Origin of the sequence: Bacillus inaquosorum, from assembly GCF_023238325.1 — a bacterium.
Classification (GTDB): domain Bacteria; phylum Bacillota; class Bacilli; order Bacillales; family Bacillaceae; genus Bacillus; species Bacillus inaquosorum.
Genome location: NZ_CP096592.1, coordinates 342,135 through 362,448 on the forward strand (window position 1 = coordinate 342,135; position 20,314 = coordinate 362,448).

A 20,314-nucleotide genomic window follows, 5' to 3' on the forward strand; every position below is an offset into this window, starting at 1 on the left:
AAAAAGGAGAGATTATCATGACAACACCTTACAAACACGAGCCATTCACAAATTTCCAGGATCAAAACAACGTGGAAGCGTTTAAAAAAGCGCTTGCGACAGTAAGCGAATATTTAGGAAAAGACTATCCGCTTATCATTAACGGCGAGAGAGTGGAAACAGAAGCAAAAATCGTTTCTATCAACCCGGCTGATAAAGAAGAAGTCGTCGGCAGAGTGTCAAAAGCTTCCCAAGAGCACGCTGAGCAAGCGATTGAAGCGGCTGCGAAAGCATTCGAAGAGTGGAGATACACATCTCCGGAAGAAAGAGCGGCTGTCCTGTTCCGCGCTGCTGCCAAAGTCCGCAGAAGAAAACATGAATTCTCCGCTTTGCTTGTAAAAGAAGCAGGAAAGCCGTGGAACGAGGCGGATGCTGATACGGCTGAAGCGATTGACTTCATGGAGTATTATGCGCGCCAAATGATCGAACTGGCAAAAGGCAAACCGGTCAACAGCCGTGAAGGCGAGAAAAACCAATATGTCTACACGCCAACTGGTGTAACAGTCGTCATCCCTCCTTGGAACTTCTTGTTCGCGATCATGGCAGGAACAACAGTGGCGCCGATCGTTACTGGAAACACAGTCGTTCTAAAACCTGCCAGCGCAACACCTGTCATCGCTGCGAAATTCGTTGAGGTGCTTGAAGAGTCCGGTTTGCCGAAAGGCGTAGTCAACTTTGTTCCCGGCAGCGGAGCGGAAGTCGGCGACTACCTTGTTGACCATCCGAAAACAAGCCTTATCACATTTACGGGATCAAGAGAAGTTGGTACGAGAATTTTCGAACGCGCGGCGAAAGTTCAGCCAGGCCAGCAGCACTTAAAGCGTGTCATCGCTGAAATGGGCGGTAAGGATACGGTTGTTGTCGATGAGGATGCGGACATTGAATTGGCGGCTCAATCCATCTTTACATCAGCGTTCGGCTTTGCGGGACAAAAATGTTCTGCAGGTTCACGTGCAGTTGTCCATGAAAAAGTGTATGATCAAGTGTTAGAGCGTGTCATTGAAATTACGGAATCAAAAGTAACAGCAAAACCTGACAGTGCGGATGTTTATATGGGACCTGTCATTGACCAAGGTTCTTATGATAAAATTATGAGCTATATTGAGATCGGAAAACAGGAAGGGCGTTTAGTAAGCGGCGGTACTGGTGACGATTCGAAAGGATACTTCATCAAACCGACGATCTTCGCTGACCTTGATCCGAAAGCAAGACTCATGCAGGAAGAAATTTTCGGACCTGTCGTTGCATTTTCTAAAGTGTCAAACTTTGATGAAGCTTTAGAAGTGGCAAACAATACTGAATACGGTTTGACAGGCGCGGTTATCACAAACAACCGCAAGCACATCGAGCGTGCGAAACAGGAATTCCATGTCGGAAACCTGTACTTCAACCGCAACTGTACAGGCGCTATCGTCGGCTATCATCCGTTTGGCGGCTTCAAAATGTCCGGAACGGATTCAAAAGCAGGCGGGCCGGATTACTTGGCACTGCACATGCAGGCAAAAACAATCAGTGAAATGTTCTAAAGCGGGACTAAATGGGCATCCTCCCTGCGGGGATGTCCATTTCATCCATATACTATAAAAAAGAGGAGGAAGTGCCATAGAAAACACACAGCTGATTATCTCGATTTGTATTTATATGGCGGGGATGCTGCTGATCGGCTACTTTGCTTACAAGCGTACGTCGAATCTGACGGATTACATGCTGGGAGGACGTTCCTTAGGTCCTGCTGTAACCGCTCTCAGTGCGGGCGCTGCCGATATGAGCGGCTGGCTGCTGATGGGGCTCCCGGGCGCCATGTTTTCAACAGGTCTGAGCGGGGTTTGGATTGTGTTCGGACTTTGCCTTGGAGCATGGGCGAACTGGCTCTATGTTGCGCCGCGGCTGAGAACCTATACTGAAAAAGCGGGGAATTCCATTACAATTCCAGGATTCCTTGAAAATCGCTTTGGAGATCAAACAAAGCTTCTCAGACTGTTTTCAGGAATTGTGATTTTAGTCTTTTTTACGTTTTATGTATCGTCCGGAATGGTATCCGGCGGTGTCTTATTCAACAGTATTTTGGGGATGGATTATCACACCGGTTTGTGGATTGTGACTGGTGTTGTTGTGGCATATACCCTGTTTGGCGGCTTTTTGGCAGTCAGCTGGACAGATTTTGTTCAGGGGATCATTATGTTTGCCGCACTCATTCTTGTTCCGATCGTTACGTTTTTCCACACGGGAGGAGCAGGTGATACAGTTGCTGAAATCCGCTCTGTGGATCCAGATATGTTTAATATTTTCAAAGGAACAAGCGTCCTTGGTATTATTTCTTTGTTTGCCTGGGGTTTGGGCTACTTTGGCCAGCCGCATATCATTGTGCGTTTTATGGCGATAACGTCTGTCAAAGAGATCAAAAGAGCGCGCAGAATCGGAATGGGCTGGATGATTTTGTCCGCAGTCGGCGCAGTGCTGACCGGTTTGGGCGGAATCGCTTATTACCATCAGCGCGGCATGACACTGAAGGACCCAGAGACGATTTTTATTCAATTAGGGAATATTTTGTTCCATCCGCTTATCACAGGTTTTCTGATTTCAGCTATTTTGGCTGCAATTATGAGTACAATTTCTTCCCAGCTGCTTGTAACCTCAAGTTCTCTGGTAGAAGACTTGTATAAGTCGATGTTCAGACGCTCAGCTTCTGATAAAGAGCTTGTGTTTTTGGGCCGTTTGGCTGTTCTGGCTGTTTCAATCATCGCGTTACTGCTGGCTTGGGAGAAAAACAATACGATCCTTGGATTGGTCAGCTACGCGTGGGCGGGCTTCGGTGCATCATTCGGGCCGGTTGTACTGCTCAGTCTGTTTTGGAAACGAATGACCAAATGGGGGGCACTCGCCGGCATGATTGTGGGAGCAGCAACTGTAATCATTTGGGCGAATGCCGGTCTTTCGGACTTTCTGTATGAAATGATACCTGGTTTTGCTGCGAGTCTATTATCTGTTTTTGTCGTCAGTGTATTGACGCAGGCTCCGTCACAAGCTGTCACAGACCAGTTCAACGACTACCACGATACAATGTCTCAATAAAGATCGAAAGGAGGAGGAAGGGGTTGTCCCTTTTTCCTCTTTTCTCCTTTTAAGCGGACGTTTTTTCTTTTGGAAACAAACGTATTTTTTTCTATACAAAAAGCCCCCGTATGGATATGATTAAAGTAAAAAAAGTATAGGAGAAAAAGGTATGGAAGAGCTTTTAGAGAGAGTTTTTTCATTTTCAGATGTTGATAAGCTGATTGATTTTATCAGTTATGAACTGCAGAAACCAGTCATACTGGAAAGCGCGGATTTCTTTTTGTTAGCCTATAATTCTTACTATATTAACCATTTTGATTCTGCCAACCAGCAGACTATTTTTTCAAAAAAATGTCCGGTTCAGATTTTTGAGAGGTTTCTGAAGGACGGAATCATTGAAAAACTGAAAACAGAACCTGAGCCTTTTCGCGTCAATAAAATTGAAAGCATTGGGTTAAACCAGAGGGTGGTCGTGAGTGCGAAGCACAAAGGGGAAGTTATGGGCTACATCTGGGTTCAGGAGCTGGACCAAAATCTGACGGACGAAGAGCTCGACTTTTTGTATGAGACCTCTTTTCATGTCGGGAAAATCATTTATAAAACGAACAAGCTGAAACAGGAAAAGGAAGAAAAAGCAGAGGATCTCATCAAACGGGCCATCTATCAGCAATTTATCTCTGAGAAGGAACTTAGACGGGAAGCTGAAAGAATCAACACCGTGCTGCCTTCGATGTTTTCAGTTGTCATCCTGCACGCCGCGAATGGGGATGGGGAAGCGGTTGAGGATTTAAAGGAAAATATCAGGTCGTACCTGAATTTGCGGGATAAAGTCAGTCATGTCTTAACGATCGAATCAAATATTGTCATCGTCGTAGCGAGTTTTTCCCAAAAAAGCTCCGTCTCCTCGGCAGCTTCAGAATTTATTAACAAGCTGTTAACACATTTTCACTTTCAAAAAATACCTACCCCTATTTATATCGGTATCGGAAACGAATATGATCACCTTTTAAAACTAGGCAAGAGCTACACAGAAGCACTTGAAGTCATCAAAGCCGCAGAAATCACCGGCAACCAGGAAAACATTCCATATGAATATGCCAAACTCGGCATTTACCGCTATTTAGAAAGCATTGAACAGAAAAATGAGTTTTTAGAATACGAGAATAAGGATTTGGCTTTATTAAAAGCAAAGGACCAAGAAAGCAGCACCGAGCTCCTGAAAACGCTGGAAGTCTATCTCCTCAACAACTGCAAAACAAAACCAGCAGCAGAACAGCTGTTTATTCACCAAAATACATTGAATTACCGCATCAAACAGATTACTGAAATGACGTCGATTGATTTAAGCGATTTCAGAACGCGATGCCAGCTCTATCTGGATTTGATGCTGATGAAAAAGAAATAAAAAAAGAAACCAGTACTTGTACTGGTTTCGTCTTCACTTAAAATCCTCTGTAAACGTACGGATCATCAGGCTTTTTAATGGTGTTCCAGTCAGTCACTTTCACAACAGGGAGCGTTGATTTGAATGGCTGATAATATTCTGAGGCCAGCGTGCCCTTAATTTGAATCCATTCATCATCCTTGATGTTGATGTCCTTAGGAAACTCCACAAGCATCCCGTACACGCCGGAATCAGCGATACAGTGAATGATGCCAAACCTCAATACGAAAAGCTGATTTTTGTTAATCGCGTTTCCTTTGTACGCAAATCCATGAAATTCAATCGTCCGCCCGAGAAATTCACCCGGATAGTTATATATCGTTTCCATTCCTTTTAGAAAATCATCATCAGTCAGAGAAATCTCTTTCTTGCTGGAATACTTATTAAACAGCTGTTTCATCTGTTTGTCATAGCTGTCTTGCGCATAATAAAGGCTGGCATCTGGCCGCAAATACTGTGTTTGGGAGTAATGATCCCCGCTCTCCATCGCCTTAAACGAGAACCCTTTTGTTTTAACAATGGATGAGTCAAGCGTCGCAATCGGGAAGAAGATGCCTGACACTAAAGGGAAAATAAAAACAAGATAAATCAAATAACGCTGATAAAATGGCTTGTTTTGTTCATGTTCGTGATCATGGCCGCACCCGCAATCATGATCATGGTGATGCCCGCCTTTTTCAGGCGACTTGATAAATACATATGCTTGAACGACTGTCAGAATAGCCAGCAGGAAGATCGCAATAAAGGAAAGATAGGCATATTTCATATTGATATATTTTGTTAGATTTCCTGAGGCATGCAGATGATAAAAGAAAAACGTAAATCCCATCAGCACCAATAGACGAAACATCCAATCACCCCTTTACCAGTAGTGATCCCGCTAAGACAATCACGACAATGTACGTAATCAGCAGGAAAACAAATCGTTTTTTGAAGGCCGCAAGCATCATCAATAGATTCTTAATATCCACCATCGCGCCAAAGACGAGAAAGGCGATTAACGATCCTAATGAAAATGTGCTGCTGAAGGAAGACGCGATGAACGCATCGACCTCTGAACAAAGCGACAAGACAAACGCCAGTCCCATCATCACGAGGGAAGAGGATACATCATTCTGCCCGATCGCAAGCAGAGTGGATGTTTTGACATACGTCTGCATAGCAGCAGCGATAAAGGCGCCGATGATTAAATATTTTCCCACGGAGAAAAATTCATCAATGGCGTGACGCAAGGTCCCTCCCAGCTTTTGAAGCAGGGTGTGGTGGTGATGATGGTGATGCCCGGGTTCATCAGGCTTTAAAAGCTGATTATCCTTAAATTGATAGGATAAGATGATCCCAATGATCACCGAAACGGCGAGCGCCAGTCCGCCCCGGTAAAAGACAACGCTCCATCTATTCCCAAACGCAATATAAGTGGAAAATAAAACGATAGGGTTAATGATAGGCGCGGTCAGCATGAAAGCGACGCCCGCATGCAGAGGAACCCCCTTTAACAGAAGCCGCCTCGTAATCGGGATGATACCGCATTCGCAGGCAGGAAATAAAACCCCGGCCAGCGCACCGAATAAAACGGCGAGAAAGCGGTTTTTCGGCATGATCCTCGCAATCATTTCTTCAGAAACAAACATTTGAATGATTCCGGAAAGTATGACGCCAATCAGAATAAACGGAATGGCTTCTATTAAAATGCTGATAAAAATAGAATTCAGCTGAAGAAAAGATGATTGTGCTGTCACAATAAAACCTCCGCTCATGTTAAGCTGCCTCTTATGTTACCAGAAAAAAGGCACTGCTTGTTTGACGGAGGAGGGGAAAGGATTGTTTCACCTTGTTTAGGATTCCAAAAATTCGAGTATGATTCTGTCTGTTTCAGCAGCTTCTTTCCCAAGCCAAATCAAGTGCCCCCATGAGTGAATCAAACAGAGAGCAGCGTCAGGAATGTGTTCTTTTGCATGATGTGCATGTGACAAGTCGACAAATCCATCGTAAACGCTTTGCATAATCAGTACGGGGCATGTGATGGCCTGCAGCTCTTTTGAAGAGACAGCGGCGGTTTGTGGCAAGTCGAGCAGAAATCCTTCACCTGAGCGCTGCCTGCTGTTCATTTTTCGAAATGCTTCTATGTCTTTTTCATCCATCATGGACTTGATTCGCTGAAACGAAAGCGTGCTGAATTGCGGACTCATAACTCAAAACATCAAACGCGGGAAGGCGTTATTCAGAGAAGAAGCCAGCTTCCACAGCCACTTTTCCACCGGAGGGCGGAAGAGGATTCTCCCAACTTTGTATTCCGTGTCTTGAGGGGTGAGCCATTCTTTGGTGATCGCGGATTGCAGGGTCAGAGTGTTTGTCCTTTCTGGATGATGTGAGGCAAAGCATATGCCGCTCGGGCCGCCTGCTGAGATGGCAATCACATGGACGCTGTCGATTTGTAAATGATCTAACAGCTTCACATAGAAACGGCAGGCGTCGGCAAGACTTTTTCCAATCTCTTTTGACGTTCGTCCGTAGCCGGGCCTTGAAGGCGTGATGATGGAGTACCCATGCTCGACCAGCGACGTGTACCCGAATTCCTCGTAGCAATTTGAATGCCCGCCATGCATGACCATAATGGGGGCTCCCTTGCCTGTCACAGAATATTCTAGTGTAAGTCCTTCGAAAGTGATCGTTCTGACTCGTCTTTTCATCTGTTTCTCCCATTTGTTTTTTGCCTATTATAGGGTTTTCAACAATTTACCACAAGAAGAAGAAATGAATAAACAAAGGCACGTAAAATATGATATACTTTGTATTGATATTCATTCTCAATTAAAATGATTTGATATAGATGTGTACGGGAGGCAGGACGGATGGCTGAGAATCAAGAGGTATATGACGTTACGATTATAGGCGGAGGGCCGATCGGGCTGTTTACGGCTTTTTACTGCGGGATGCGGGAGCTGAAAACGAAAGTGATCGAATTTTTGCCGCGGCTTGGAGGGAAGGTGTCTTTATTCTTTCCTGAGAAAATCATTCGCGATATCGGCGGAATACCGGGGATTGCGGGAAAGCAGCTGATCGAACAGCTGAAGGAGCAGGCGGCGACGTTTGACCCTGACATCGTGCTGAATCAGCGCGTGACCGGCTTTGAACGTCTTGATGACGGCACTATTGTGCTGACAGGTTCTGAAGGAGAAAAGCATTATACACGAACCGTCATTTTAGCTGTCGGCATGGGGACACTTGAGGTCAATGAGTTTGACAGTGAGGATGCGACCCGGTACGCGGGCAAAAATCTTCATTACGGGGTTGAGAAGCTTGATGCGTTTAAAGGCAAGCGGGTCGTAATATCAGGCGGCGGAGATACTGCGGTTGATTGGGCCAATGAGCTGGAACCGATTGCGGCGTCTGTGACTGTCGTTCACCGGCGCGAGGAATTCGGCGGAATGGAAAGCAGCGTGACGAAAATGAAACAATCATCGGTACGGGTGCTTACTCCTTATAGGCTGGAGCAGCTGAGCGGTAATGATGAGCGAATCCAAAGTGTGACCGTTTGTCATACTGCGTCTGGCCATAGGGAAGACATAGAGGTTGATGAGCTGATCATTAATCATGGGTTCAAAATTGATCTCGGGCCGATGAAAGAGTGGGGGCTGGAGATTGAAGAAGGCAGGGTGAAAGCTGACAGACATATGCGGACGAATCTTCCGGGCGTGTTTGTAGCGGGTGATGCGGCTTTTTATGAAAGCAAGCTGAGATTGATTGCCGGCGGCTTTACGGAAGGCCCGACAGCGGTCAACAGCGCGAAGGCTTATTTGGACCCTAAGGCCGAGAATATGGCGATGTATTCAACCCATCACAAAAAATTGGTGCATAAATAAAACAGCCCTTGAGAAAAGGGCTGCTTGCAATCAGCTGTGAAGGAGCTTTTTTTTCGGTTGTTGATTCTGAATGAGAGCAAACAATTCCTCCTGTTCTTGGACAGTTGTGAATCCATAAGCACCGGCAGCTGAGTCATCGCCTATGCAGACGATGGGAGGTCGGCTTGCTGACGGTTCCGGCGAGATGCCAATTTGTTCGCCTGCGCTGATCAATTGCTGAACGGACGGTTTGCTCGGACAAATGATCATGTGCAACGGAGATTCACTGATGGTTCGCTGAATCATGTGGGTGAACCGGTCATCTATAACATTTTCATGGGTGACATAAAACGAACAGGGCTTCTGCGTCTGCATGTTTTCCACTGCATGGCGGCTCCCGACAACAAGACGTTTTTCAGATTCAGGCTGACTGGCGGAGACGCGAAAACCTCGTTTTTCAAGCTCTGTCTCTGCATGTTCAGATGCCGCACTCAGTCCGGCTGTCAGCTGGCGGATGTCGATTTTCTTGGAAGCAAGTGTTTGGAAAAATTCACAAACCGCACGGCGCGATGTGAAAAAAATGTCTTCAAAGGTGCCGATCTTTTGAAGAATCTCTTCATTGACGGGCGTATTCTCAGTCCGCCATTTCGGCCATTCGATGACATCGGCACCGGAATCGCGCAGCTTGTCTGCAAGCGGGTCTTCATCTTCGCCATGAGTGACAACCATCATATGCTGTCCGATGAGTGGTTTGCTTTCAAACCAGCTGTGTGTTTGAAAGTTGACGATATCTCCGATGACGATAATCGCAGGGTTTGTGATCTGGTGTTCCTGAACTTTTTGCTGAATGTTCTCAAGCGATCCTTTCACACTCCGCTGTCGGCCCCATGTTCCCCATTGGACCACAATGACAGGGACGGAAGGAGATTTTCCGTACGCAATGAGCTGCTTGCAAATATAAGGTAAATTCTTGACGCCCATGTAAAAGACAAGGGTTTGAACGCTCCGGGCAAGCCCTTCCCAGTCAAGATTCGGCGTGCCTTTTAATGATTTATCATGCGCTGTAATCATGGCAAAAGACGATGCGAAATCCCGATGCGTGACAGGGATGCCCGCATATAGCGGCGCTGCAATTCCAGAGGTGATTCCCGGCACCATTTCATAGCGGATGCCGTGCTCATGGAGAGCATCTGCTTCCTCGCCGACTCTGCCGAATACGCTCGGATCTCCGCCTTTTAAACGGACGACGGTTAACCCCTTTAATGCTTTTTCAACCAGCAGGGCGTTAATTTCTCTTTGTTTCATAAAATGGCGGTCTGGCAGTTTTCCGCAATAAATAAACTCGCAGTCCGGTGATGCAAATTCGAGCAGCTTCGGGTTGGCGAGCCGGTCATATAAAATGACATCTGCTTCCTCCAGCGCCTGTTTTCCTTTAATGGTGAGCAGCCCTGGATCGCCGGGGCCGGCTCCCACGAAATATACGATTCCGTTCTTCATGGTCATGTCATCCTTCCGTCACTGTAAAAAATGAAGGGATCACTTGAAAAGTGATCCGGTCTTTTGATCAATATACGAGATAAACATGTTCTCCTTCGATCAGCGTTTCGTATGTTTTAACGCATCCGTGATCAGGTTCTTGGACAATTCCGTCTTCTAAGGAGATTTTCCAGTCGTGCATCGGGCAGAAAACATATTCGCCGCTGACGATGCCTTCTGCCAGAACTCCGCCCTTATGCGGACAGCGGTTTTCGATGGCGCGGATGCTTCCATTTGAAAGCTTGAAGACTGCAAGCTCCTTATCTTCAATATACACTGTTTTGCCTAATTGTTCAGGCAATTCTCCAATTTTTCCGATACATACTTTTGTTACGTCTTTGTTCACCATGTCCGTTCCTCCTCAATGTTTGTTTTTTGTCATTATGATGTCGTCACGACATTTTCAAATAATTCTTTAGAGGTTTGTTTGTTTTCCAGGAAATTCTTCCACGGATCCTTGTGGACAGAGAGTGTTTCATTCATTCGGTCGTTCAGCTCCTGCCGTTTTTCCGGATCGTTTAACACGGATTGGACATGGGATAAACCGACGCGCTCAAGCCATGCGGAAGTACGCTCCAGATAGTTTGCGGTTTCCCGGTAATATTGCAGGTAGGCGCCTGCGTATTCTAAGACTTCTTCATTTGTTTTCACCTTCATCAGCAAATCACCGGCGCGCAAATGGGTTCCGCCGTTCCCGCCGACGTAAAGCTCCCAGCCTCCGTCAATGCCGACAACGCCAAGGTCCTTAATGCCGGATTCCGCACAGTTCCGCGGGCAGGCAGACACGGCCATTTTGACTTTATGAGGCGTGTTCAGCCCTTCGAATTTTTTCTCAAGCGCAATGCCCAGTGCCATGGAGTCTTGTGTGCCGAAACGGCAGAATTGCTCACCTACGCACGTTTTTACTGTGCGGAGTGTCTTTCCGTACGCGTAGCCTGACGGCATATCAAGATCTTCCCATACCTTCGTAAGGTCTTCTTTTTTCACGCCGATGAGATCAATTCGCTGGCCGCCGGTCATTTTCACGAGCGGGATCTCATATTTGTCGACGACATCTGCGATCTTGCGCAAATCTGTGGAGTTGGTCACGCCTCCGTACATCCGGGGAACGACTGAGTATGTTCCGTCTTTTTGAATGTTGGCGTGCATTCGTTCATTAACAAAGCGGGATGTCCGTTCATCCTCGTATTTGGTTGGATTGATCATGCCTAAGTAGTAGTTCAGAGCAGGCCGGCATTTGGAACAGCCTTCTGGTGTTTTCCAGCCGAGCACATTCATGATTTCTCTTGTATGTGACAGCCCTTTGGCTTTGATTTCTTCTACGACTTCATCTCTCGACAATGTGGTGCAGCCGCAAATCGCTTCTTTTTGCGCTGACGCATCAAAGTCTGATCCGAGCGTATGCTGGAGGATTTCTTCTACGAGCGGCTTACAGCCTCCGCATGAGCGGGATGCACCGGTGCATGCTTTGATCTCGTCCGTTGACGAGCAGCCCTTTTCCTGTATGGCTTGAATAATGTCACCTTTTGACACGCCGTTGCAGCCGCAGATGATTTCATCGTCGCTCATCGCTGCGGTAATGCTTGTGCCTGCTTCTTGGTTGAGAGGCTGTAAGATTGATATTTTAGAGGTTTCAGAGATATCGGCTTCTTTTTGAATCATAGAAAACAGGCGGTTGCCCTCGCTGCTGTCGCCGAATAAAACAGCACCGACAATTTGGTTGCCTCTCAGGACGATTTTTTTATAGATGCCGTCCTGCTCATCGAATACTTTAATCGCTTTTTTGTCCTCTGATTCATCAAAGTCACCGGCAGAGAAGACCTCGACGCCTGATACCTTTAACTGAGTAGAGAGAACGGAGCCTTCATACGGTTTTGTTTCGATGCCGCACATATGCTTCGCCAGCACTTTGGCCTGTTCATAGAGCGGCGCCACGAGCCCGTATGCGATTCCCCGGTGCTCAGCACATTCACCGACTGCATAAATGTGCGGGATTTCAGTTTGCATATAATCGTTGACAATGATTCCGCGGTTAACCGGAATGCCGCTTTCGGCTCCAAGTACTGTATTCGGGCGGATGCCGACAGCCATGACGACTAAATCAGCTTCAATGCTTGTGCCGTCTTTGAATCGGACGCCTTCGACACGGTCATCACCGACAATTGCTTCGGTTTGCTTTTCAAGTAAAAAGGTCATTCCTTGTTTTTCTAACTCGTTTTGCAGCAGGCGTCCTGCCGTTGCATCAAGCTGGCGTTCCATCAGGAATGGCGCGAGATGGATGACGGACACGTCCATGCCGAGATTCAGCAATCCGCGAGCGGCTTCCAAACCGAGCAGGCCTCCGCCGATGACGGCTGCTTTTTTATATTGTTTTGACGCGGCGAGCATCGTGTCTGTATCTTTGATGTCCCGGAAAGCCGTGACGCCTTTTTTGTCTGCGCCCGGAATCGGAAGGATAAAAGGGACAGAGCCTGTCGCCAGGATCAATTCGTCGTAAGGCTGGATTCGGTCTGCGTCTGTGATGACCGTTTTGTTTTCTGTGTCCACTTTGATGACTGTTTCATTTGTATACAATTGAATATTGTTTTCTTCGTACCAGTCCCAATCATTTAACGTAATATCTTTGATGTCGGTATCGCCTTGAAGCACTTTTGACAATAGGATTCGGTTGTAGTTGGGATGCGGTTCGGAACCGAAAATAGTGATCTGAAATTCATCTTTTGCAACACTCAATATCTCTTCAATGGCCCTTACCCCGGCCATTCCATTTCCAACAAGGACTAGCTGTTTTTTTCCCATCAGATGATCCGCTCCTTATCAATGTTTTTTCCAGCGTAGCACAGCAAAAAGGAATATTTAAGATACATGTTATAAAATGTAACAAAATATACGAAAAGTTCTAAAAATTTTATGAAAAATTAAATAGGTTTGATTCGGACCGCGCATATCTTAAAACCGGGCATTTTACAGGCTGGATCTAAGGCTTCTCCGATTAAATCATTCACGTTTTGAGCATCCGCCCAATGGATGGGAACAAAAACGGTATCTTTTCTGATTTGTTCCGATAATTTGCTGCGGACAGTGATGCTTCCCCGCGGGGATTCTATTTTTACGAGAACACGGTCTTCAATATGGAAGGACGCCGCTGTTTGCGGATGGATTTCCATAAATGATTCAAAATGTCTCGCGGCAAGGGCGGCGCTTTTTCTCGTTTGGACGCCTGTTAAGTAGTGAGACATGACCCTGCCTGTCGTTAAATACAGCGGATAATCGGCTGTCGGCTTCTCTTTTGGAACAGCCGGTTCGTTTGGAATCACACTTAATGCCGCTTTTTGGTCCGGATGTGCAAATGAGTCCGCAAACAAGCGTCCGGTTCCGGGGTGATCAGGTTCCGGACACGGCCAGTGAATGCCGCCTTCACGTCTGAGCCTGTCGTATGTGATGCCTGAATAATCGGCAATTCCGCCTCGGCTTGCTCCTCTTAATTCATTAAAAATATCCTCTGCTGACGTGTAAGAAAAGTAACGGCCTTTCCCGAGAGCGGATGCGATCTTACAAATGATCTGCCAATCATGCTTTGCTTCTCCGGGACACGGCCGGCTTGCTTCTCTTAATGTCACGCGGCCTTCGACATTTGTCATGGTGCCCTCATCTTCTAAGTAAGAGGAGGCGGGCAAAATCACATCTGCGTATGTTGCAGTTTCAGAAATAAACAAATCGATTGCGACAAAGAAAGTCAGTTTTCTTAAAGCTTTTTTCACGAGATTTGCATTTGGACTGGAAACAGCAGGATTGGAGCACATGAGGAACAGTCCTTTGATGTCGCCGTCATTGATTTTTTCCATCATTTCATAGGCTGAGACACCTTTTCGCGGGAGTTCATCCTGATGGATTCCCCACACTTTCGCAATATGCGCCCGGTGTTCTTCATTTTCGATAGAACGGTAGCCTGGAAGCTGATCGGCTTTTTGGCCATGCTCTCTGGCGCCTTGCCCGTTGCCTTGTCCGGTGATCGCCCCGTAGCCCGAGTAAGGTTTGCCGATTTTTCCTGTGATCAGCACCATGTTTAAGAAGCCTTTCACAGCCGCTGTTCCATCGGTTTGCTGTTCGATCCCGCGGGCTGTAAACAGCATGCCGGACGTTTCCTTGGCAAACTTCACGGCCGCTTTTCGCATGTGCGCCAGCGGGACACTCGTCTGTTCGGAGATATCATTCAGGCTCAGCGCGTCAGTATGCTGCTTCAGCTCCTCGAATCCATTTGTTCGTGAGCGAATGAAATCCTCGTTAATGAGCTGTTCGTCGATGATGATTTTGACGAGACCGTTGGCAAGAGCGGCGTCTGTGCCGGGTTTGATTTTCAAATGAAGATCTGCGATTTTCGTTGTCGCTGTTTCACGGGGATCAATGGCAATGATGTAAGCTCCGTTTTCTTTCGCTTTTTCAAAATACGGCATAATCGTAGGCTGGCATTCCGCAATATTGGTGCCGGCCAGTATGATCACACGGGTGTGGGGGATGTCTGATAATGGATTCGTTAAGCCTCTGTCCGCGCCGAATGTTTGGTTGGCTGCGGTTGCTGCGGCGGACATACAAAGTCTCCCGTTGTAGTCGATGTATTTTGTCTGTAAGCCTACCCGCGCGAACTTCCCTAACAAGTACGCCTCTTCATTTGTAATCGAGGCGCTTCCGTATACAGCCATGGCGTCATGTCCGTGTTCAGTTTGGATCATTGTCACTTGGTCTTTGATATGATTCAGTGCTTCTTCCCAGGAAACAGACATAAACTCGCCGTTTTTCTTCAGCAGCGGCCGGGTGATGCGGGAGGAGTTCAGTGCATGCTGATGGGCGTTCATGCCCTTCATGCATAACCGGCCCTGTGACGTAGGATTATCAATCCCGATCGCTGTGTACTTTTTCCGTGTAACGATGGTTTGTTCCACGAGCTGCATTTTGCACTGCATGCTGCAAAACGGGCATTGGGTGTCATACGTTTTTTCTGATTGGATGTCTTGCTGTTTCTCGCGGAAATATCTAAGCAGTCGTTCAGTCAAAATGCCTCATCCTTTCTTATGTGCGCCTGCCTCTATGGGCGTGTTTTGAATCAGTGACAGGTCTGTTTGGAGGCTTTCCAGCAGCTGTGTCCTTAGATCCTCTTCAAATAGCACTTCTCTGATATGCACGATCCCGAGACGGTCCATCCACTGATGCACGGCTTCCTCGTAATGAGCCGTTTCACGATAATACTGGATCAGTCCTTTGATCATGCCGGCAGTGCTGTCTGCGTTGTCTGTCACGCAAAACAGGGCTCCAGTACGGGCATGAGTTCCCCGAACACCGCCGATGTAAATGTCCCAGCCAGCTTTCGTCCGAATCGCGCCGACATCTTGTATGGCGGCATCGATGCAGTCTGTTTCACATGATAAGCTGATAGAAATATAGGCGGGCATGGAAAGCATCTCAAGATGTCTCTCGATCTGGGCTGCAAGCTGCTGAATCGATCGGTTTTGTCCGCATGTACATGCTCTGACACTTTGCAGTGCGCGGCGGTGTTCATTGGAGCAAACGTGCACTTTCAGGTCTTTTTTGATGTTCGGGAGATCCGCAGGTTTGATCCCGGAAAGCTTCAGTCTTTGGCCGTGAGTGATGGATACGCCAGGGATGCTGTATGCCTCGATGGTGTCAGCGATATTTCTTAGTTGCTCCGCGTTCGTCAGCCCGCCGTACATTTGCGGAACCAAGGTGTATGTATCTTCGGCGGCTGATTCAGGCTGAACAAAACCAGGGTGCAGCATTTCCAGGTAATATTGAATCGCCGGGACACACTTGCTGCATCCGTTTTTCGTTTTCCAGCCAAGCTGGCTCATCGCTTCTGCCGGATCAGTGCATGGTCTGCGCTGAAGCTCAGCAATGATGTCGTCTTCCGTAAAATCGGTGCAGTCGCAAAACGCAGGTGGGCCGGCGGGCTCTGTATATTCGCCGCTGGTCATGTGCTTCAAAAGATCTTCAACGAGCGGCTTACATCCTCCGCAGGAGCCGGATGCTTTGGTGCAGTGCTTGACTTCCTCAACAGTTGTTAAGCCTTTCGTGTGCACCGCTTCTTCAATCCCGCCTTTTGTCACTGAGTTGCATTGGCAAATTGTTTCACTGGAGGGCATGGATTCAAATAATGTGTCGGTTTTCTCGGGTTCGATGATCTGCTTTTTGACAATGGAGATGTCTCTTTGTTTGAGCAGGCTGTCGAGAAATCGTTGCTTGTCACGTGTGTCTCCGAATAAAATAACGCCGGCCAGTTTGTCATCCTCAAAGAGTGCTTTTTTATAAACGCCGGCTTGCTCATCGTAGATGTTGATGCTCGTCGTGCGTTCATCTTCGTGAATCTTTCCGGCTGACCACACATCAATTCCAGCTATTTTTAAAGCTGCAGATGGTGCTGAGCCTTGATATCCCTTACATAGAACGCCGCAAATATGTTTGGCGAGAACATTTCCCTGCTCATAAAGCGGGGCTGCCAAACCATATACCGTTCCGTTATGCTCGGCGCATTCCCCGACGGCATACACATTCGGTTCGCTCGTCTGCATGTAGTCATTCACGATGATCCCGCGGTTTACTGCAATTCCGGCTGATACAGCCAATTCAATATTCGGCCTCACGCCAGCCGCCATCACAATCAAGTCTGCTTTCAGTGAAGATCCGTCTTTAAAACGGATTCCGTCTGCCCGCGAGGTGCCAGAAATGGATACGGTGTCTTTCTCTAAAAGAAAGGTTAAGCCTTTTCGTTCCAGCTCCGTCTGCAGCAGCCGCGACGCCGTTTGATCGAGCTGTTTTTGCATGATGCCGGCGGAGTGGTGAATGACGTTGACATCCATGCCGAGATGCTGTAAACCGACAGCAGCTTCCAGTCCTAATAAGCCGGCTCCGATCACCGCTGCCTTTTGATAGTGTTTGGCCATGGTCATCAACGCCTGGCAGTCTTCTATTGTTCGAAACCCGTATACGCCTTCTTTGTCTGCCCCGGGGATGGGGAGAATATGAGGGGAGGAGCCTGTTGCCACAATTAATTTGTCATAAGACAGCGTGCGCTTCCGATCCGTGATGACCCTCTGCTGATCTGTATCAATTTGGACAACCGTTTCGCCCGTGTAAAGGGTAATCCCATGCTTGGCGTACCAACCCTTGCTGTTTAATGTAATGTCATCGAGTGACGCCTCACCCTGCAATACAGAGGATAAGAGAATGCGATTATAGTTGGGATGCGGTTCGCTTCCGAAAATGACAATCTCGAACATTTCGCGATTCAGCTTCAATACTTCTTCAATACAGCGGATTCCGGCCATTCCGTTCCCTGCTAACACCAATCTTTGTTTCTTCATGTGCCAGACCTCCTTTGATTCTCCTATTAAAAATTATGTCACAACGCATTGTTAACGCATTAAACGTGTCACAAAAACTTACACATGTCTTTTCCAGAAAAAAATGGTCATATATCCTTAATTCAGAAAATTTAAATTAATCAAGGGTCAAGAAAGGGGAAACTTATGAAGCTGTCGGAACTGAAAACTAGCGGTCATCCACTCACTTTGCTCTGTTCCTTTTTATACTTTGATGTGAGTTTTATGATATGGGTTATGCTTGGGGCGCTGGGTGTTTATATTTCTCAGGATTTTGGCCTGTCTCCTTTTGAGAAAGGGCTTATCGTGGCTGTGCCGATTTTATCAGGATCTGTGTTTCGTATCATTTTAGGAATATTAACGGACAGAATTGGACCGAAAAAAACGGCAGTGATCGGTATGGTGGTGACAATGGTTCCGCTGCTTTGGGGGACATTTGGCGGCCGTTCGCTGCCTGAGCTGTATGCCATCGGAATTCTGCTTGGCGTGGCGGGGGCAAGCTTTGCCGTTGCGCTGCCTATGGCAAGCCGTTGGTATCCGCCACATCTGCAGGGGCTTGCGATGGGGATCGCCGGCGCGGGGAACAGCGGCACCTTGTTTGCAACCCTGTTGGGCCCGCGTCTTGCAGAGCAGTTCGGCTGGCATATTGTCATGGGAATTGCGCTTATTCCTTTATTGATCGTCTTTGTTCTTTTTGTATCCATGGCAAAGGATTCTCCTGCACAGCCGGCGCCGCAGCCGCTCAAAAACTATCTCCATGTGTTCAGGCAAAAGGAAACATGGTTTTTCTGCCTGCTGTACAGCGTCACATTCGGAGGATTTGTCGGGCTATCAAGCTTTTTATCTATTTTCTTTGTCGATCAATACCAGCTCTCAAAAATTCACGCTGGTGATTTCGTTACATTATGCGTGGCAGCGGGGAGCTTTTTCCGTCCTGTGGGGGGCTGGATCTCGGATCGTGTCGGCGGCACGAAAGTTCTTTCTGTATTGTTTGTCATCGTGGCCCTGTGTATGGCCGGGGTCAGCAGCCTGCCGTCTCTTTCAATGGTCATCGTTCTTTTGTTTGTCGGAATGATGGGGCTCGGAATGGGGAACGGAGCCGTATTCCAGCTCGTACCGCAGCGCTTCCGCAAAGAAATCGGCATGGTGACCGGAATTGTCGGCGCGGCCGGTGGCATAGGAGGATTTTTTCTGCCGAACATCTTAGGATCGCTAAAACAGATGACAAGCACATATGCTATCGGTTTTATCACGTTTTCCTGTATCGCGCTGCTGGCGTTTGCGCTCGTGCTTGCCGCAGGCTATTACTGGAGAAAAAGCTGGAGCACGGAAAGCAGCCCCGCTGATATTTAGGCTTTGACGGACACGCATTTGTGCGTGTCTTTTTTATTTTCTCTTGATTTTCATCAGTGAACCCATCAAAATAAATAGTAATTATTACGATTTGTTAATGAGAGGAGTTTTCTGATTGAATCAACTTACGCCGCTTCCGGGAAAACCGGAACGTCTTCAATACTTTGGGTCGGTCAGTCCGATAAAAGGCGAGAAACCTGTAGAAAAAGAGAAAATGAAGGATCTGCAAAATATCAGGAAGGATTATTTTTTTGACATTCAGCATGTAGGTGTCGCTAATGTATCCCATCCGGTCACAATCACTTCTGCTATGACGCCTGCTGAGCAAACAACGGCTGCAAAATTTACAATGACTTGTGATTTGCGGAGAAATCAGAAGGGGATTAACATGAGCCGGTTAACAGAGCTTCTGCAAGTCTATCATCAAAACGGCTGGATTCTCTCATTTTCCTCACTTCAGCAATTTACGAAAGAGCTTGCGGAAAACATGGGCCAGTCCTCTGCTTCAGTCGAAGTGCGGTTTCCATGGTTTTTCGAACGGAAAAGCCCGAAGCTTGAGAAAGCGGGTCTGATGCATGCTGATATATTGATGTCTGTCACCTATCGCGAAGATCAGCCGTTTGAACAGCGTGCAGGCATTTCAGCGAAAGTAACGACTCTGTGCCCTTGCTCCAAGGAAATCAGTGAATACAGTGCCCATAATCAGAGGGGAACGGTCAGCATTTGGGCTGATATTCATCCGGCCGCATCGCTGCCAAGCGATTTTAAAGCCGATTTGCTTCACGCCGCAGAATCAAATGCCTCTGCGAAGCTGCATCCGGTGCTGAAGCGCCCTGATGAAAAAGCCGTGACGGAAACAGCATATGAAAACCCGAGATTTGTTGAGGATCTCGCCCGGCTGATTGCCGCGGATTTGTATGAGCTTGAATGGGTGTCAGCCTTTGAGATTGAATGCCGCAATGAAGAATCGATTCATCTCCACGATGCCTGCGCGAAGCTGCGTTTTTCGAAACAGGTGGATAGAATATGAAACGCTCATTATTAATTGTTGCAGTTCTTGTGCCGGCCAGCCTGCTGTCAGCGTGTTCTTATCATACGGAAGAACACGCAAGTTCAAATACGAAGAAAACGGACGAGCACATAACGGCCGCCCGAAAACCAGAAAAAACAAGCATTGATTGGACAAAGCCTTCAGGCGGTGAATACCCGGATATTAAGCAGAAGCATGTCTGGATTGATGTGGACGTGAAGGAACAGAAGGCTTACATCAAAGAAGGAAGCAAAACCATCTATACAATGATCGTCTCGTCAGGACTTGATCAAACAAAGGACGACACTACGCCAAAGGGCACCTTTCATATAGAGCCTGAACGGGGAGAATGGTTTTTCTCCGAAGGATATCAGGAAGGAGCGGAATACTGGGTTTCATGGAAAAACCATGGCGAATTTCTATTTCACAGTGTGCCGATGACAAAGGATAAAAAAGTCATCGATAAAGAAGCAGAAAAACTAGGGGCGAAAGCATCTCATGGATGTATCAGGCTGACCATTCCAGATGCGAAATGGATATATGAAAACATCCCCGAACATACAAAAGTTGTGATCAGCTGAAATAAAAGCGGTTGACAAAAAGGAAAAAAGAACATACGATTTAA

The 20,314-nt window shown here is 47.2% G+C and carries 14 protein-coding genes and 1 pseudogene; 7 read left to right on the forward strand and 8 right to left on the reverse strand.

Annotated elements, in window-relative coordinates; translation table 11 throughout:
• The first annotated feature begins 17 nt into the window (after positions 1–17).
• The 3 genes from pruA (at position 18) to putR (ending at position 4,498) form a co-directional block, all read left to right on the forward strand.
• Positions 18–1,565: an L-glutamate gamma-semialdehyde dehydrogenase gene (gene pruA, locus M1M80_RS01840; protein WP_060397884.1), complete on the forward strand. Its 1,548-nt coding sequence runs from the start codon at positions 18–20 to the stop codon at positions 1,563–1,565.
• 91 nt (positions 1,566–1,656) lie between these two features.
• Positions 1,657–3,111, forward strand: coding sequence for a sodium/proline symporter PutP (putP, locus tag M1M80_RS01845; protein ID WP_080428957.1), 1,455 nt, complete (start codon positions 1,657–1,659; stop codon positions 3,109–3,111).
• Positions 3,112–3,262: 151 nt separating this feature from the next.
• Positions 3,263–4,498, forward strand: a complete 1,236-nt coding sequence (gene putR / locus M1M80_RS01850) for a proline utilization transcriptional regulator PutR (RefSeq protein ID WP_003241173.1) — start codon at positions 3,263–3,265, stop codon at positions 4,496–4,498.
• A gap of 37 nt (positions 4,499–4,535) precedes the next feature.
• On the opposite strand, the gene M1M80_RS01855 is transcribed toward putR, so the two are convergent.
• From M1M80_RS01855 to M1M80_RS01865, 3 genes and pseudogenes are all read right to left on the reverse strand, one after another.
• Positions 4,536–5,387 carry a TIGR03943 family putative permease subunit gene (locus tag M1M80_RS01855; RefSeq protein WP_003241171.1) on the reverse strand — a complete coding sequence of 284 codons (852 nt, stop codon included), beginning with the start codon at positions 5,385–5,387 and terminating at the stop codon, positions 4,536–4,538.
• A gap of 4 nt (positions 5,388–5,391) precedes the next feature.
• Entirely contained in the window at positions 5,392–6,276 is an 885-nt protein-coding gene (locus M1M80_RS01860) for a permease (protein WP_080010737.1), read from the reverse strand.
• 96 nt (positions 6,277–6,372) lie between these two features.
• Positions 6,373–7,227, reverse strand: a pseudogene (locus tag M1M80_RS01865) (alpha/beta fold hydrolase).
• Between the two features lie 162 nt (positions 7,228–7,389).
• On the opposite strand from M1M80_RS01865, the gene ffoR reads away from it, so the two are divergent.
• On the forward strand, positions 7,390–8,400 hold the full coding sequence (gene ffoR / locus M1M80_RS01870; protein ID WP_019257422.1) for a ferredoxin--NADP(+) reductase: 1,011 nt from the start codon (positions 7,390–7,392) through the stop codon (positions 8,398–8,400).
• Positions 8,401–8,430: 30 nt separating this feature from the next.
• Here ffoR and cobA read toward each other — a convergent pair whose 3' ends face one another.
• The 5 genes from cobA to nirB form a co-directional block, all read right to left on the reverse strand.
• Positions 8,431–9,882: a uroporphyrinogen-III C-methyltransferase gene (gene cobA, locus M1M80_RS01875; RefSeq protein ID WP_080428958.1), complete on the reverse strand. Its 1,452-nt coding sequence runs from the start codon at positions 9,880–9,882 to the stop codon at positions 8,431–8,433.
• Positions 9,883–9,943: 61 nt separating this feature from the next.
• Entirely contained in the window at positions 9,944–10,264 is a 321-nt protein-coding gene (gene nirD / locus M1M80_RS01880) for a nitrite reductase small subunit NirD (protein ID WP_014662717.1), read from the reverse strand.
• A 32-nt stretch (positions 10,265–10,296) separates the two neighbouring features.
• Positions 10,297–12,714: an NADPH-nitrite reductase gene (nasD, locus tag M1M80_RS01885; protein ID WP_060397887.1), complete on the reverse strand. Its 2,418-nt coding sequence runs from the start codon at positions 12,712–12,714 to the stop codon at positions 10,297–10,299.
• A gap of 119 nt (positions 12,715–12,833) precedes the next feature.
• Positions 12,834–14,966: an assimilatory nitrate reductase catalytic subunit NasC gene (gene nasC / locus M1M80_RS01890; RefSeq protein ID WP_060397888.1), complete on the reverse strand. Its 2,133-nt coding sequence runs from the start codon at positions 14,964–14,966 to the stop codon at positions 12,834–12,836.
• 6 nt (positions 14,967–14,972) lie between these two features.
• Positions 14,973–17,288, reverse strand: coding sequence for a nitrite reductase large subunit NirB (gene nirB / locus M1M80_RS01895; RefSeq protein ID WP_060397889.1), 2,316 nt, complete (start codon positions 17,286–17,288; stop codon positions 14,973–14,975).
• A gap of 165 nt (positions 17,289–17,453) precedes the next feature.
• Between nirB and M1M80_RS01900 the strand changes: the two genes are divergently transcribed.
• The 3 genes from M1M80_RS01900 to M1M80_RS01910 all read left to right on the forward strand — a co-directional run bounded on the left by M1M80_RS01900 (position 17,454) and on the right by M1M80_RS01910 (position 20,270).
• Positions 17,454–18,659, forward strand: a complete 1,206-nt coding sequence (locus M1M80_RS01900) for an MFS transporter (protein ID WP_060397890.1) — start codon at positions 17,454–17,456, stop codon at positions 18,657–18,659.
• A 115-nt stretch (positions 18,660–18,774) separates the two neighbouring features.
• Entirely contained in the window at positions 18,775–19,689 is a 915-nt protein-coding gene (gene folE2 / locus M1M80_RS01905) for a GTP cyclohydrolase FolE2 (protein ID WP_060397891.1), read from the forward strand.
• On the forward strand, positions 19,686–20,270 hold the full coding sequence (locus M1M80_RS01910; RefSeq protein ID WP_060397892.1) for a L,D-transpeptidase: 585 nt from the start codon (positions 19,686–19,688) through the stop codon (positions 20,268–20,270). The genes folE2 and M1M80_RS01910 overlap by 4 nt, the downstream gene beginning before the upstream one ends.
• The last annotated feature ends 44 nt before the right edge of the window (positions 20,271–20,314 follow it).